Origin of the sequence: Ancylobacter terrae, assembly GCF_045108345.1 — a bacterium.
In the GTDB taxonomy this organism is placed as follows: domain Bacteria; phylum Pseudomonadota; class Alphaproteobacteria; order Rhizobiales; family Xanthobacteraceae; genus Ancylobacter.
On record NZ_JBJGXH010000004.1, the window covers coordinates 321206 to 336453 of the forward strand.

Sequence of the window (15248 nt, forward strand, 5' to 3'; positions counted from 1 at the left end):
GCTAACGCCTGCCGGAACGGCAGGCGCGCCCTCACAGCATCGAGGGCAGCACGCGGTCCGGCGGGCGATGGCCGTCCATGAAGGTCTTGATGTTGACGATGACCTTCTCGCCCATGTCGATGCGGGCCTCGACGGTGGCCGAGCCCATATGCGGCAGCAGCACCACCTTGCCCTGCTTGGCGAGCTTGAGCAGCTTCGGGCTCACCGCCGGCTCCTGTTCGAACACGTCGAGCCCGGCGCCGGCGATCTCGCCGGCCTCGATCATCCGGGCGAGCGCGTTCTCGTCGATCACCTCGCCGCGCGCGGTGTTGACGATATAGGCGTCCGGCCGCACCAGCTTGAGCCGGCGGGCCGAGAGCAGGTGATAGGTTGCCGGCGTATGCGGGCAGTTGACCGAGAGGATGTCCATCCGCGCCAGCATCTGGTCGAGGCTGTCCCAGTAGGTGGCCTCGAGCTCCTCCTCGATGCGCGGGGGCAGCGGGCGGCGGTTGTGGTAGTGGATCTGCAGGCCGAAGGCCTTGGCGCGCCGCGCCACCGCCTGGCCGATGCGGCCCATGCCGATGATGCCGAGCCGGCGGCCCCAGATGCGGTGGCCGAGCATCCAGGTCGGCGACCAGCCGGGCCACTCGCCGCCCTCGTTGGTGAGCAGCGCCGCGCCCTCGGTGAGGCGGCGCGGCACGGCGAGCAGCAGCGCCATGGTCATGTCGGCGGTGTCCTCGGTGAGGACGCCCGGCGTGTTGGTGACGGTGATGCCGCGCTGGGTCGCCGTCGCCACGTCGATGTGATCGACGCCGTTGCCGAAATTGGCGATCAGCTTCAGGTTCGGTCCCGCCTGCGACAAAACCGCCGAATCGATGCGGTCGGTCACGGTCGGCACCAGCACGTCGGCGCCGGCGATGGCCTCGACGAGTTGGGCGTGGGTCAGCGGCTTGTCCTCGACATTGAGCCGCGCATCGAACAATTCGCGCATGCGCGTCTCGATCTTGTCGGGCAGCTTGCGCGTGACCACCACCAGCGGCTTCTTGCGGGCCATCTCTTTCCCCGTGCCGATCAAGGTCCCGTTAACGCTCTCAGCCGACACTCGGCGGGCGACGGAATGGCTCGTTCCTAGCAGACGGATTCGCGAAACACAAAAGTCCGAAAGGCGGTTGCGTCATGGCTTGACGCCGCCGCGCGAGGCGGGTCCTTTCGCGAGCCGTGCGGACCGATGGATGGTGACGAGACGATGCGGCCTTGGCAATTTCGGAAAATGGCAGGACGCGCCACCGCGGTGCTGCTGCTGGCGGCGGCCCTGCTGGCGGGCGGACGGCCGGCGGGGGCCGATACCGGCGCGGTCGGCAGCGACAGCGGGCTGCCGGTGCCGCGCTTCGTGAGCCTCAAGGCCGACAAGGTGAATGTCCGGCAGGGACCGACCCGCGACCACGACGTCGCCTGGGTGTTCACCCGCGCCGGGCTGCCGGTCGAGATCACCGCCGAATTCGAGAAATGGCGCCGTATCCGGGATTCCGAGGGCGCCGAGGGATGGGTCTACCACTCCATGCTGTCCGGCCGGCGCACCGCCGTGGTCGGGCCCTGGATCAAGGACGGCCCCGTCGCCCTGCACGCCAAGGCCGATGCCGAATCGGCGCTGCGCGCGCGCGTCGAGCCGGGCGTGCTGGGCACGGTGAAGGATTGCGACGGCAACTGGTGCCGCTTTTCCGGCGACGGCTTCGACGGCTTCATCGAGCAGGTGAAGCTGTGGGGGGTCTATCCCAACGAGAAGGTCGAGTAGCGGCCCCTCGGGCCGGCCTCCAGACGACAAAGGCCGGTCCATCGACCGGCCCTTCCGTCATCGGTTCCGCTTGCCGGCCCCGCCCGCATCGGCCGGGAGCGGGAAACCCGGCTCAGGCCCGGGTCTTGGGACGCAGGCGCACCACCACGTCGATCCGCGCCACCTCGTAGCCTTCCGGCGGCTGCGGGATGCGCTCCACCTCGACCTCGGCGCTCGGGATGTCCAGGAGGTTGTTCTCCCCCTCGAGGAAGAAGTGGTGGTGATCGGAGGGGTTGGTGTCGAAATAGGTCTTGGAGCCGTCGATCGCGAGCTCGCGCAGGAGGCCGGCTTCGGTGAACTGGTGCAGCGTGTTGTAGACGGTCGCCAGCGACACCGGGAAGCGCGCCTTGATCGCCTCCTCGTGCAGGATTTCCGCCGAGACGTGGCGGTCGCCCTTGGCGAAGAGCAGCCAGCCCAGCGCGAGGCGCTGGCGGGTGGGGCGCAGGCCGACGTCGCGCAGCATGTGGCGCACGTCGTGGAACGGGCAGCCCGTCCGGGTTGCCCCCGCGGGATCGCGCAGCCGCGCGACCGGCAGGGCAATATCGTCGTCATCGGCCACCACGCGGGGCATGGCCATATGTACGGTCCGAACGGTTTCGCTCATCTCAGTGACCCGGAGAAGCAGACGGCAACGACGCGTCTCGGGCGGACAGGCCGCGCCGACGTCGTCATTCCATATAATACACGCCGGCGCGGAAGGCCATCGCCCATCGCACCGCGAATTCCCGGCCATTCTAGCCGGAGCGGCCCCCTCCGGGCAAGCCGGACCCGCCGGAGGGGAAGCTCCGGCGCGGCGGCGGGACGCAGACGCGCCGGACGGCTTTAAGCGCCGGGGGTGCTGTGTTAGGAAGCGGCAACGATCGGCGACGGTCGCGGCGCCGCGGGACGGACCGGGGCGCCCTGTCAGGCAGCATGGTGATACCGGTATTATGGCGGAACGGCAGACGAGCTTCAGCTATGAGGACCTCCTCGCATGTGGGCGGGGGGAGCTTTTCGGAGCAGGCAACGCGCAGCTTCCCGCGCCGCCCATGCTGATGTTCGACCGCATCACCGAGATTTCGGAAGATGGCGGGCCGAACGGCAAGGGCCATGTGCGCGCCGAGCTCGACATCAAGCCGGACCTCTGGTTCTTCGCCTGCCACTTCATCGGCGATCCCGTCATGCCGGGCTGCCTCGGGCTCGATGCGCTGTGGCAGCTGGTCGGCTTCCATCTCGGCTGGCTCGGCTCGCCGGGGCGCGGCCGGGCGCTCGGCGCCGGTGAGATCAAGTTCTCGGGCCAGGTGCTGCCGAGCGTGAAGAAGGTGGTCTACGGCATCGACTTCAAGCGGGTGATGCGCTCCAAGCTCGTGCTCGGCATCGCCGATGGCTGGCTGGAAGCCGATGGCGAGATCATATATCGGGCGAGCGACCTGAAGGTCGGGCTGTTCCGGGCGGAGACCGCCCCGGCCGGCTGATGGCGGGCGCGCGGACGCCGCGCGCCGGTCGGTCGAACGCGTCCCGACGGGGAGAAAGGAATTTCATGCGCCGCGTCGTCGTCACCGGAATGGGCATCGTCTCGTCCATCGGCAACTCCACGCAGGAGGTGCTCGCCTCGCTGCGCGAATCGAAGAGCGGCATCTCGCGGGCCGAGGACTATGTGAAGCTCGGCTTCCGCAGCCAGGTCCACGGCGCCCCGCAGCTCGATGCGAGCGCGATCGTCGACCGTCGCGCCATGCGCTTCCACGGCGGCGGCACCGCCTGGAACCACGTCGCGATGGACCAGGCGATCCGCGATGCCGGGCTCGAGGCCGGCGAGGTCAGCCATGAGCGCACCGGCATGGTGATGGGCTCGGGCGGCTCCTCCACCCGCACCATCGTCGAGGCCGCCGACATCACCCGCAAGAACGAGAGCCCCAAGCGCGTCGGCCCGTTCGCGGTGCCGAAGGCGATGGGCTCGACCGCCTCGGCGACGCTGTCCACCTGGTTCAAGATCAAGGGCCCGAGCTATTCGATCTCGGCCGCCTGCGCCACCACCAACATCTGCATCGGCAACGCCGCCGAGCAGATCCAGTGGGGCAAGCAGGACATCATGTTCGCCGGCGGCTGCGAGGATCTCGACTGGACGCTGTCCTGCCTGTTCGACGCCATGGGCGCCATGTCCTCGGACTATAACGACCGCCCCGCCGTCGCCTCCCGCCCCTATGACAAGAACCGCGACGGCTTCGTCATCTCCGGCGGCGCCGGCGTGCTGGTGCTCGAGGAGCTGGAGCACGCGAAGGCCCGCGGCGCGCGCATCTATGCCGAGGTCGCCGGCTACGGCGCCTCCTCGGACGGCGCCGACATGGTCGCCCCCTCCGGCGAGGGTGCCGAGCGGGCGATGAAGCTGGCGCTATCGCAGGTGAAGGCGCCGATCGACTACATCAACCCGCACGCCACCTCGACGCCGATCGGCGATCTCAAGGAGATCGAGGCGATCCGCGCGGTGTTCGGTGACAAGTGCCCGCCGATCTCGGCGACCAAGGCGCTGACCGGCCATTCGCAGGGCGCCACCGGCGTGCACGAGGCGATCTACTCGATCCTGATGATGCAGAACGGCTTCGTCGCCGCCAGCGCCCATATCGACGAGATCGACCCGGCCTTCGCCGACATGCCGATCGCGCGCGAGCGCATCGACAATGTCACGCTGGGCCACGTGCTCTCCAACGGCTTCGGCTTCGGCGGCACCAACGCCACGCTGATCTTCAAGAACGTCGACGCCTGACCCTCCCGGTCCCGCGCGGCGCCTCTCACCGCAAGGAATATCCCATGCAGGGCCTCATGCAGGGCAAGCGCGGGCTCATCATGGGCGTCGCGAACGATCACTCCATCGCCTGGGGCATCGCCCGCGTGCTGGCGGCGCAGGGGGCGCAGCTCGCCTTCACCTATCAGGGCGAGGCGCTCGGGCGGCGGGTGAAGCCGCTGGCGCAGAGCGTCGGCAGCGACCTCATGCTGCCCTGCGACGTCGAGGACATCGGCTCGGTCGACGCGCTGTTCGCCGAACTCGGCAAGGCCTGGGGCAGCCTCGACTTCGTCGTGCACGCCATCGGTTTCTCCGACAAGAACGAGCTGAAGGGCCGCTACGCCGACACATCGAGGGCGAACTTCACCCGCACCATGGTGATCTCCTGCTTCTCCTTCACCGAGATCGCCAAGCGCGCCGCCGCGCTGATGCCGAATGGCGGCTCGCTGCTGACGCTGACCTATGGCGGCTCGACCCGGGTAATGCCGAACTACAACGTGATGGGCGTCGCCAAGGCGGCGCTGGAGGCGAGCGTGCGCTATCTCGCCGCCGATTACGGCCCGCAGGGCATCCGCGTGAACGCCATCTCCGCCGGCCCGGTGCGCACGCTGGCGGGTGCCGGCATCGCCGATGCGCGCCTCATGTTCAACTTCCAGAAGCGCCACGCGCCGCTGCGCCGCACCGTCTCGACGGAAGAGGTCGGCGGGGCCGGCCTCTATCTGCTCTCGGACCTCTCCAGCGGCGTCACCGGCGAGATCCACTTCGTCGATTCCGGCTACAACATCCTGTCGATGCCGCACCCGGACGCGCTGAAGATCATGGAAGACGCCGAGGAAAAGCTCACCGGCGAACCGGCGGGGAAGTAGGGCGCCGCTCGGGAGGGATATCGCTTGGCCGGGGCAGCGGCAAAGGGATGCCCGACGTAAGTCCGCTGGACGACATAAGGCTGCGTCTATCGCACTCGACCAAACGTTCAATAACAGGCTGAACGGTGACGGAAGTGGAAGAGGATTGGCTGACTCTAGCAGCTGTAATTACAGCAACGGCTCCGATTATTGCAGCATAGAGGGTTGCTTTGGCCTGGTCCGACCAGTTTGCAATATCAAACAGTCGCCCAGCTTTTGGTGCAATCTTTTCGATTTGCGCCTTAGCAACATCAGGAGTGATCTCACCGCTCTGAAGCTGCCCGACCAACAATTGGATCGCCCTCAACCCCCCGGTGAGATCGAGTAGTCTATTAATACATTAAGGCGGTCATCATCCGCATTGTATGTCCCAGGTATGATTTCGCTCTGAATTCCACAACGCGGACAACTCGTGGAAGACGAAGAAACAGACAACGTCAGTCCGGGAAAAATCGGTACGGCCCTGAATTCAAACAAGCCGTGCTTGGGGCAAAACGCGGGAGGATAATGAAATGACATGGTCATTGTCTTTCAGGCGAATCGCGACATGCCGGTCACGGTACTGCTGCTAACGTAAGCCTCCCACCTCTGGATGTGGACTGCAACTCCCACACCCAGTTTACGGAAGCTCAGCTAACATCGCCCTTGAGTGTCGCTTGCCAGACCGGTGACGCCACTCACCCCTTCGCCGAGAGCGCCAGCCGGTAGGCGTGCGCCGGGTAGACGCCGAGGATGCGCAGCTCCTTGGAGAAGAAGGCGAGTTCCTCCAGCGCCAGCGCCAGCGGGCGGTCGTCGGGGTGGCCCTCGACATCGGCGTAGAACTGCGTCGCGAAGAACTCGCCGTCGAGCTGGTAGGATTCCAGCTTGGTCATGTTCACGCCGTTCGTCGCGAAGCCGCCGAGACCCTTGTAGAGCGCGGCCGGCACGTTGCGCACCCGGAACACGAAGGTTGTCACGGTGGGGCCGTTGCCGGACGGCGCCCAGTCCGCCTCGCGCGACAGCACGATGAAGCGGGTGGTGTTGTGCGCCTCGTCCTCGATGTTCTCGGCGAGGATGTCGAGCCCGTAGATCTCCGCGGCGAGGCGGGAGGCGATGGCGGCACGGGCGGGATCGGCGGCTTCCGCGATCTCGCGGGCCGAGCCGGCGGTGTCGGCGCCGACCACCGCGGTCAGCCCCAGCTTGCGGATGATGTTGCGGCACTGGCCGAGCGCCATCACGTGGCTCTGCGCGCTCTTCACCGTGGCGAGGCTGGCGCCGGGCGTGGCCATCAGCTGGTGGCTGAGCGGCAGGAAGAACTCGGCGATGATGTTGAGCCCGGAGGTCGGCATCAGGTGGTGGATGTCGGCGACTCGGCCGGCGACCGAGTTCTCGATCGGGATCATGCCGAGATCGGCCTCGCCGTTCTGGAGCGCCGCGAAGGCATCCTCGAAGGTGGCGCAGGGCACCGGCACATGGTCGGGATAGGCCTCGCGGCAGGCGATGTGGGAATTGGCCCCCGGCTCGCCCTGGAAGACGATGGTACGGCGCAGGCTCATCTCAAGCGTTCCTTCGGTATCGGCCTTCAGCCTTCGGCGGCGAGCAGCGCCCGCGCCCTGACGAGATCGGCGGGCGTATCGACGCCGAGCGGCACCGTATCGACGATGGCGACGTCGATGCGCATGCCGGCCTCGAGCGCGCGCAGCTGCTCCAGCCGCTCGCGGGTCTCCAGCGGCGAGGGCGGCAGCGCGACGAAGCGCTCCAGCGCCGCGCGGCGATAGGCATAGAGCCCGATGTGATGGTAGTGCGGCCCCTCGCCCGAGGGCGCGGTGGCGCGGGTGAAATAAAGCGCGCGCTGGCGGGCGGGGGCGATCGGGCTGCCCACCGCCTTCACCACGTTCGGGTTGGTGCGCTCTTCCGCGTTCACGATCTCGGCGGCGAGCGTGCCGATGTCGACGGCGGGGTCGTCGAGCAGCGCCACGGCGGCGCGGATCAGCGCCGGATCGATCGTGGGCAGGTCGCCCTGCACATTGACGATGCGCGCGACCGCGCCGGCCGGGTCCAGCCGCTCCAGCGCCTCGAAGATGCGGTCGGAGCCGGAGGCATGGTCGGCGCGGGTCATCACCGCCTCGTAACCCGCGGCGCGCACGGCGTCGTGGACGCGGGCGTCGTCGGTCGCCACCACGACGCGGCCGATTGCTGCCGCGACGGAACGCCGCGCTACCTCGACGATCATGGGCCGGCCGCCGACATCGGCCAGCGGCTTGCCCGGCAGGCGGGTGGAGGCCATGCGGGCCGGGATCAGGACGAGCGTGGGCGGCAGGGACATTTCGGGTGACTTCTGAACGGCTTCCGGGCTCCCCGCCGCCGCCCGGACGGGTGGCGAAACGTAGCAACCGCGGCCGGCATATACGGGTTGCGCGCCACCCGTCAAAATGTTTAGTTCCCGCGCGATCACAGGGCCGTGGCGCGCCCCCGTTGGCGGGGCCGCAGCGGCGCTGCTAGCATGCATTGCGCGGGACGGGGGGCGCCGGGAGCCCCGGCGTTCGGGGACGAGGGAGCCGAATTTCGATGGACAGCTTCGAGCTGAACAAGATCGCCGGTGGCGTACTGGGCGTGCTGACCTTCACGCTGGGTCTGAACGTCTTCGCCGACATCCTGTTCTCCCAGCACGCGCCCGAAAAGCCCGGCTTCGAGATCGCCGTCGTCGAGAGCGGCGGCGGCGCGGCGCAGGCGGCCGCCCCGGCCGACGTGCCGATCGCCCAGCTGCTCGGCGCGGCCAACGCCGAACGCGGCGCGGCGGTGGCCAAGAAGTGCGCGGCCTGCCACAACTTCGTCGAAGGCGCGGGCGCCAAGGTCGGCCCCGATCTCTACGGCATCGTCGGCCGCCCGGTGGCCAGCGCCGAGGGCTTCGCCTATTCGGCGGCGATGAAGGGCCATGGCGGCACCTGGACCTTCCAGGACCTCTCCGACTTCATCAAGAACCCCAAGGCCGACATTCCCGGCACGGCGATGGGCTTCGCCGGCATCGCCAAGGAAACCGAGCGCGCCGACCTGCTGGTCTATCTCAACTCGCTCTCGCACAGCCCGCAGCCGCTGCCGGCGGCCGATGCGCCGGCCGCCGCGCCCGCTCCGGCCACCCCGGCGCCCGCCTCCGGCGAGCCGGCCGGCAGCGCCCCGGCACCGGCGCCCGCGACGCCCTGAGCGTCACCGGCTCCCGCGCGTCCCGCCGCCACCGTGCGGGCCGCGCGCTTTATTTTTCACGATCACGTCAGGCCGGCGGCGCATCTGCGCCCCGGCCTTATTATTTCCCGAAGGTCACGCTGCATATTGCACGATGGCGGCTCCGGTAGCCGCATGCCTGGTGTCTGCCCGGAGGATTGCCCCTGATGACCCGTTTCCGCGCCCGTTCCGCCGCCTCCGGGCTCGTCCTAGCCGGCCTCCTGCTGCTGGGCGCCGCCGCGCGAGCACAGGAGGCGCCGGCCCCCGCCGCCGCAACGACCGCTGCCGGCGACTGGCGGCACGGGCTCTCGCTGCTGGGCGACTTGAAATACCCGGCCGACTTCAAGCGGTTCGACTATGTGAACCCGGACGCGCCCAAGGGCGGGCTGGTGCGGCTCTCGGTCGACGGCACCTTCGATTCGCTGAACGACACCATCACCCGCGGCACGCCCGCCGCCGGGCTGTCGCTCATCTACGACAACCTGATGGCCTCCTCGTCCGACGAGCCGTCCAGCGAATACGGGCTGCTCGCGGAAGCGGTACGCTATCCGGCCGACTTCTCCTCCGTCACCTTCCGGCTGCGCCCCGAGGCGAAGTGGCATGACGGCCGGCCGGTGACCGCCGAGGACGTGGTGTGGTCCTTCGAGACGCAGACCAAGAACAACCCCCGGCTCGGCTACTATTACAGCCATGTCACCAAGGCCGAGGCGAGCGGCGAGCGCGAGGTGACCTTCACCTTCGACCAGGCCGGCAATCGCGAGCTGCCGCAGATCGTCGGCCAGCTCAAGGTGATGCCGAAGCACTGGTGGACCGGCACCGACGCCAGCGGCAAGCCGCGCGACGTGAGCCAGACCACGCTGGAAGTGCCGCTCGGCTCCGGCCCCTACAAGGTGGCGAAGGTGGTGCCCGGCCGCTCGATCGCGTTCGAGCGCGTGCCGGACTATTGGGGCAAGGACCTGCCGGTGAACATCGGCACCAATAATTTCGCCGAGCAGCGCTACGAGTATTTCCGCGACGACACAGTCGAGCTCGAGGCCTTCAAGGGCGACCAGTTCGATTTCCGCATCGAGACCTCCGCCAAGAACTGGGCGACGGCGTATGATTTTCCCGCCGTGAAGGCCGGCAAGGTCATCATCGAGGAATTCCCCAACCGCGCCTCCGGCTCGATGCAGGCCTTCATTCCCAATCTGCGTCGCGAGAAATTCCAGGACCAGCGGGTGCGCCGGGCGCTGAACTATGCGCTCGACTTCGACGGCATGAACCGAACCCTGTTCTTCGGCCAGTACAAGCGCACCTCGAGCTACTTCCAGAACACCGAACTCGCCTCCTCCGGCCTGCCGCAGGGCGCCGAGCTCGCGATCCTCGAAAGCGTGAAGGACAAGATCCCGGACAGCGTCTTCACCACGCCTTACGCCAACCCGCCCGAGGGCGGCGAGGACGTGCGCCGCGCCAATCTGCGCGAGGCGGCGAAGCTGCTGAAGGAGGCCGGCTACGAGGTGAAGAACGGCAAGCTGCTGAACGCCAGGGGCGAGCCCTTCACCTTCGAGATCCTGCTCGCGAACCCGGCGTTCGAACGCGTCGCGCTGTTCTACAAGCCGACGCTGGAGCGGCTGGGCATGACCGTGAACATCCGCGTGGTGGATACCTCGCAATACATCAACCGCCTGCGCGCCCGCGATTTCGACATGATCATCTCCGGCTGGGGCCAGTCGCTCTCGCCGGGCAACGAGCAGCGCGACTTCTGGAGCACGGAGGCGGCCGACCGCGAGGGGTCGGGCAACTACGCCGGCATCAAGGATCCCGGCATCGACGCGCTGATCGAGAAGGTGATCTACGCGAAGGACCGCGCCGAACTCGTCGCCGCCACCCACGCGCTCGACCGGGTGCTGCTGGCGCATGACTATGTCATTCCGAGCTGGAATTACGGCTTCACCCGCACCGCGCGCTGGAACCGCTTCGGCCGCCCCGAGAAGCTGCCCGCATATTCCTTCGCCTTCCCCGACATCTGGTGGTGGGACGAGGCCAAGGCCAAGGCGACCGGGGGCGCGAAGTGAAGGCGCTCCCGCCGCTCCAGGGCGCGCCCGGCGGCGCCATATCCCGCCGTCACATGCTCGCCGTCGCGGCGGGTGCGGCGCTCGCTCCCCTCGCCGGCCGGCAACTGCACGCTCAGGATGCGCCAACCCCGGTGGCGGCGGTCCCCGCCTCCACTCTCGACCCCACCGCCGAGCGCCACGGCCTCTCCGCCTTCGGCGACCTGAAATACCCGGCCGACTTCGCCCGTTTCGACTATGTCGAGCCCACCGCGCCCAAGGGTGGCACCTTCTCGCAGGTCGGGCCGACCGTCGCCTACAACCAGTCCTTCAACACCTTCAACACGCTGAACGGCTACATCCTGAAGGGCGACGGCGCGCAGGGCCTCGCCCTCATCTTCGATTCGCTGATGGCCCGCGCCGATGACGAGCCGGACGCGGTGTACGGCCTCGTGGCGCAGTCCGTCGCCGTCTCGCCGGATGGTACCACCTACCGCTTCCGCCTGCGCCCCGAAGCGCGCTTCCACGACGGCTCGGCGCTCACCGCCGAGGACGCCGCCTTCTCGCTGAACCTGCTCAAGGAGAAGGGCCACCCGATCATCGTGCAGAACCTGCGCGACCTCGAATCCGCCACAGCGGAGGATATTGGCACGCTCATCCTGCGCTTCGCCGCCTCCCGCGCCCGCGACGTGCCGCTCTACGCCGCGCAGCTGCCGATCTTCTCGAAGGCCTATTACAGCACCCGAAACTTCGACGAATCGACGCTCGATCCCCCGCTCGGCTCGGGGCCGTACCGGATCGGCAAGTTCGAGGTGGGCCGCTTCATCGCCTATGAGCGCGTGGCCGACTATTGGGGCCGCGACCTGCCGGTGAATGTCGGCATCAACAATTTCGACGTGCTGCGCTACGAATATTTCCGCGACCGCGACGTGGCGTTCGAGGCGTTCAAGGCCCGCGCCTATCTGTTCCGCGAGGAGTTCACCTCGCGCACCTGGGCGACCGGCTACGACTTCCCCGCGCTGAAAGACGGCCGCGTGAAGCAGGCGGAAACGCCCGACGCCACGCCCTCGGGCGCGCAGGGCTGGTTCCTCAACACCCGCCGCCCGCAATTCGCCGACCCGCGCGTGCGCGAGGCGCTGTCCTACGCCTTCGATTTCGAGTGGACCAACAGGAACCTGATGTTCGGCCTCTACCGGCGCACGAGCTCGTTCTTCGAGAACTCCGACCTGAAGGCGGAAGGGGCCGCCGGCCCGGACGAGCTGGCGCTGATCGAGACGCTCAAGGGTCGGCTCACGCCGCAGCAGGTCGAGGTGCTGAAGGGCGCGCCGTGGTCGCCCCCGGTCTCGGACGGCTCGGGCCAGGACCGGGCGCTGCTGCGCAAGGGCGCCCAACTGCTGAAGGAGGCCGGCTGGACCATTCGGGACGGGCGCCTCGTCGACGGTGCCGGCAAGGGCATGACCATCGAGTTCCTCGACGACGAGCCGAGCCTCGAGCGCCACACCGCGCCCTTCATCAAGAACCTGAAGCTGCTCGGCATCGAGGCGAATTTCCGCATGGTCGACGCGGCGCAGTACCAGCGCCGGCTGAACGACTTCGATTTCGACGCCACGGTGCGCCGCTTCTCGGTTTCCACCGTGCCCGGCGAATCGCTGCGCGCCTTCATGGGCTCGCGCGCGGCGGCGACGCCGGGCTCGAACAACCTCTCCGGCATCGCCGACCCGGCGGTCGACCTGCTGGTCGAGACGGTGATCGCCGCCGACAGCCGCGACAGGCTGCGCACCGCGTGCAAGGTGCTCGACCGGCAATTGCGCGCGGGTCGCTACTGGGTGCCGCAATGGTATTCCGGCGCGCACCGGCTCGCTTATTGGGACGTGTTCGGAAAGCCCGCCCAACCGGCGCCGGCCTATGATCGCGGCATGCCCGCCACCTGGTGGGCGAAGCCGGCGTGAGGGGCATCCTCCAGCCCGCCGCCCGTCATCCCGGACGGCCGGCAGGCCGACCCGGGATCGTCCGCGGACGAGGCGTGAACGCCCCCCGTCATGGCCGGGCTCGTCCCGGCCATCCACGCCTCCGGCGGGGCCCGCCGAAGCCAAGACGTGGATCCCCGGGACAAGCCCGGGGATGACGGCAGAGAACGCGGATGGTCGCCGGCCTACTCGAGCCAACCTTACCATCCCGTAAGTTGACGCCGCCGGACCACGCCGCCACCTTGGGACGTCCGCGAGGGAAACCCGAACCGCATGCTCGCCTATATCGTCCGCCGCCTCGCGCTGATGGTGCCGACCCTGATCGGCATCATGCTGGTCTCGTTCGCCGTGGTGCAGTTCGCCCCCGGCGGCCCGGTGGAGCGGGTGATCGCGCAGATCACCGGCGAGGGCACCGATGCCACCGCCCGCATCTCCGGCAGCGGCGGCGATTTCGGCGGCGCCCGGCAGGGCGGGGCGCAGGCGGGCGATCCCGCCGCCTCGAAATACCGCGGCGCGCAGGGGCTCGATCCCGCCTTCATCAAGCAGCTGGAGAAGCAGTTCGGCTTCGACAAGCCGGTGCACGAGCGCTTCCTGCAGATGCTGTGGAACTATGCCCGCTTCGATTTCGGGCGCTCCTATTTCCGCGACGTCTCGGTGGTCGACCTGATCCTCGAGAAGATGCCCGTCTCCATCTCGCTCGGGCTGTGGATGACGCTGATCACCTACGCCATCTCGATCCCGCTCGGCATCGCCAAGGCGGTGCGCGACGGCTCGCGCTTCGACGTGTGGACCTCGGCGGTGATCATCGTCGGCAACGCCATTCCCGGCTTCCTGTTCGCCATCCTGCTGATCGTGCTGTTCGCCGGCGGCTCGTTCTTCTCGTGGTTCCCGCTGCGCGGGCTCACCTCCGACAATTGGGACCAGCTCTCGCTCATCGGCAAGATCGGCGACTATTTCTGGCACCTGACGCTGCCGATCATCTCCATGGCGCTGGGCGCCTTCGCCACCATGGCGCTGCTGACCAAGAACTCGTTCATGGACGAGATCGGCAAGCAATATGTCGTCACCGCCCGGATGAAAGGCCTGTCGGAGCGCGCGGTGCTCTACCGCCACGTCTTCCGCAACGCCATGCTGATCATCGTCGCCGGCTTCCCGGCCGCCTTCGTCGGCGCCTTCTTCGGCTCCTCGCTGCTGATCGAGACCATCTTCTCGCTCGACGGGCTCGGCCTGCTCGGCTTCGAGAGCGTGCTGAACCGCGACTACCCCGTGGTGTTCGGCACGCTCTACATGTTCTCGCTGGTCGGGCTGCTGGTGAACCTGATCTCCGACCTCACCTACACCTGGGTCGATCCGCGCATCGACTTCGAGAGCCGGGAGGTGTGAGCGTGGACGCCGCCACCGCCCTCCCCCCGCCCGCCGCCGAGCCCGCTCCGCGCTCGCGCCTGTCGCCGCTCAACCAGCGCCGCCTCGCCAATTTCCGCCGCAACCGGCGCGGCTGGTGGAGTTTCTGGATCTTCATGATCCTGTTCGTCACCAGCCTGTTCGCCGAGTTCATCGCCAACGACAAGCCGTTCCTCGTCAGCTATGACGGCGGCTGGTACGTGCCGGTGCTGAAGAACTATCCCGAGACCACCTTCGGCGGCGACTTCGAGACCACGGCCGACTACCGCGACCCCTATCTGCGCAAGCTGATCGACGAGAAGGGCGGCTTCATGCTGTGGCCGCCGATCCGCTACAGCTACGACACTCACAATCTCGACCTGCCGACGCCGGCGCCCTCGCCGCCGACCTGGCTGCTCACCGAGGCGCAGTGCAAGCCCGTCGCCGAGAAGAAGGGCTATACGGGCAACAACCCGTGCGGCGCGCTGGAATGGAACTGGCTCGGCACCGACGACCAGGGCCGCGACGTGCTGGCCCGGCTGATCTACGGCTTCCGCATCTCCGTGCTGTTCGGGCTGATCCTCACCGCGGTGTCCTCGGTGATCGGCATCGCGGCCGGCGCGGCGCAGGGCTATTTCGGCGGCTGGGTCGACCTGATCGCGCAGCGGCTGATCGAGATCTGGACCTCGATCCCCTCGCTCTACCTGCTGCTGATCATCTCCTCCGTGCTGGTGCCGGGCTTCTGGGTGCTGCTCGGCATATTGCTGCTGTTCTCCTGGGTGGCGCTGGTCGGGCTGGTGCGGGCCGAGTTCCTGCGCGCCCGCAATCTCGAATATGTGCAGGCGGCGCGCGCGCTCGGCGTTTCCAACGGCGTGATCATGTGGCGGCACATGCTGCCCAACGCCATGGTGGCGACGCTGACCATGCTGCCCTTCATCGTCTCCTCCTCGGTGATGACGCTGACCGCGCTCGACTTCCTCGGCTTCGGCCTGCCGCCCGGCTCGCCCTCGCTCGGCGAGCTGATGGCGCAGGGCAAGGCCAATGTGCAGGCGCCCTGGCTCGGCATCACCGGCTTCTTCACCGTCGCGCTCATGCTGAGCCTGCTGATCTTCATCGGCGAAGCCGTCCGCGACGCCTTCGACCCAAGGAAGACCTTCCGGTGACATGCGTATTGCATATCCAGATACAGGACGCATATTC

General features: G+C 68.1%; 13 protein-coding genes. 9 read left to right on the top strand and 4 right to left on the bottom strand.

The features are described from left to right. Positions 1-31: 31 nt before the first annotated feature. Positions 32-1033, bottom strand: coding sequence for a 2-hydroxyacid dehydrogenase (locus ACEUEL_RS20055; protein WP_405709282.1), 1002 nt, complete (start codon positions 1031-1033; stop codon positions 32-34). A gap of 216 nt (positions 1034-1249) precedes the next feature. Between ACEUEL_RS20055 and ACEUEL_RS20060 the strand changes: the two genes are divergently transcribed. Continuing rightward, positions 1250-1771, top strand: a complete 522-nt coding sequence (locus ACEUEL_RS20060) for an SH3 domain-containing protein (protein WP_405709285.1) — start codon at positions 1250-1252, stop codon at positions 1769-1771. Positions 1772-1883: 112 nt separating this feature from the next. Here the strand turns inward: ACEUEL_RS20060 and irrA are convergent, their stop codons facing one another. Beyond that, positions 1884-2381 (bottom strand): iron response transcriptional regulator IrrA, encoded by a 498-nt coding sequence (gene irrA, locus ACEUEL_RS20065; RefSeq protein WP_405709553.1) that lies wholly within the window; start codon positions 2379-2381, stop codon positions 1884-1886. Between the two features lie 358 nt (positions 2382-2739). Between irrA and fabA the strand changes: the two genes are divergently transcribed. The 3 genes from fabA to fabI all read left to right on the top strand — a co-directional run bounded on the left by fabA (position 2740) and on the right by fabI (position 5434). After that, positions 2740-3264: a 3-hydroxyacyl-[acyl-carrier-protein] dehydratase FabA gene (gene fabA / locus ACEUEL_RS20070; RefSeq protein ID WP_405709288.1), complete on the top strand. Its 525-nt coding sequence runs from the start codon at positions 2740-2742 to the stop codon at positions 3262-3264. A 65-nt stretch (positions 3265-3329) separates the two neighbouring features. Continuing rightward, positions 3330-4550 (top strand): beta-ketoacyl-ACP synthase I, encoded by a 1221-nt coding sequence (fabB, locus tag ACEUEL_RS20075; RefSeq protein WP_405709291.1) that lies wholly within the window; start codon positions 3330-3332, stop codon positions 4548-4550. 44 nt (positions 4551-4594) lie between these two features. Continuing rightward, positions 4595-5434, top strand: a complete 840-nt coding sequence (fabI, locus tag ACEUEL_RS20080) for an enoyl-ACP reductase FabI (protein WP_405709294.1) — start codon at positions 4595-4597, stop codon at positions 5432-5434. Between the two features lie 716 nt (positions 5435-6150). On the opposite strand, the gene ACEUEL_RS20085 is transcribed toward fabI, so the two are convergent. Together ACEUEL_RS20085 and ACEUEL_RS20090 are read right to left on the bottom strand one after the other, a co-directional pair. Beyond that, complete coding sequence (locus ACEUEL_RS20085; protein ID WP_405709297.1) at positions 6151-7008, bottom strand: prephenate dehydratase; 858 nt, start codon at positions 7006-7008, stop codon at positions 6151-6153. A 26-nt stretch (positions 7009-7034) separates the two neighbouring features. Further along, positions 7035-7778 carry a 3-deoxy-manno-octulosonate cytidylyltransferase gene (locus ACEUEL_RS20090; RefSeq protein WP_405709299.1) on the bottom strand — a complete coding sequence of 248 codons (744 nt, stop codon included), beginning with the start codon at positions 7776-7778 and terminating at the stop codon, positions 7035-7037. Positions 7779-8020: 242 nt separating this feature from the next. Here ACEUEL_RS20090 and ACEUEL_RS20095 point away from each other — a divergent pair, with 242 nt between their 5' ends. From ACEUEL_RS20095 to ACEUEL_RS20115, 5 genes are all read left to right on the top strand, one after another. After that, positions 8021-8653 (top strand): c-type cytochrome, encoded by a 633-nt coding sequence (locus ACEUEL_RS20095; RefSeq protein WP_405709301.1) that lies wholly within the window; start codon positions 8021-8023, stop codon positions 8651-8653. A gap of 185 nt (positions 8654-8838) precedes the next feature. Beyond that, complete coding sequence (locus ACEUEL_RS20100; protein ID WP_405709304.1) at positions 8839-10725, top strand: extracellular solute-binding protein; 1887 nt, start codon at positions 8839-8841, stop codon at positions 10723-10725. 53 nt (positions 10726-10778) lie between these two features. Next, positions 10779-12650, top strand: a complete 1872-nt coding sequence (locus ACEUEL_RS20105; protein WP_405709556.1) for an extracellular solute-binding protein — start codon at positions 10779-10781, stop codon at positions 12648-12650. 291 nt (positions 12651-12941) lie between these two features. Further along, complete coding sequence (locus ACEUEL_RS20110) at positions 12942-14051, top strand: microcin C ABC transporter permease YejB (RefSeq protein ID WP_405709306.1); 1110 nt, start codon at positions 12942-12944, stop codon at positions 14049-14051. A gap of 2 nt (positions 14052-14053) precedes the next feature. Next, the gene (locus ACEUEL_RS20115) at positions 14054-15211 is read left to right on the top strand and encodes an ABC transporter permease (protein ID WP_405709309.1); all 1158 of its coding nucleotides are present in this window, start codon (positions 14054-14056) and stop codon (positions 15209-15211) included. The last annotated feature ends 37 nt before the right edge of the window (positions 15212-15248 follow it).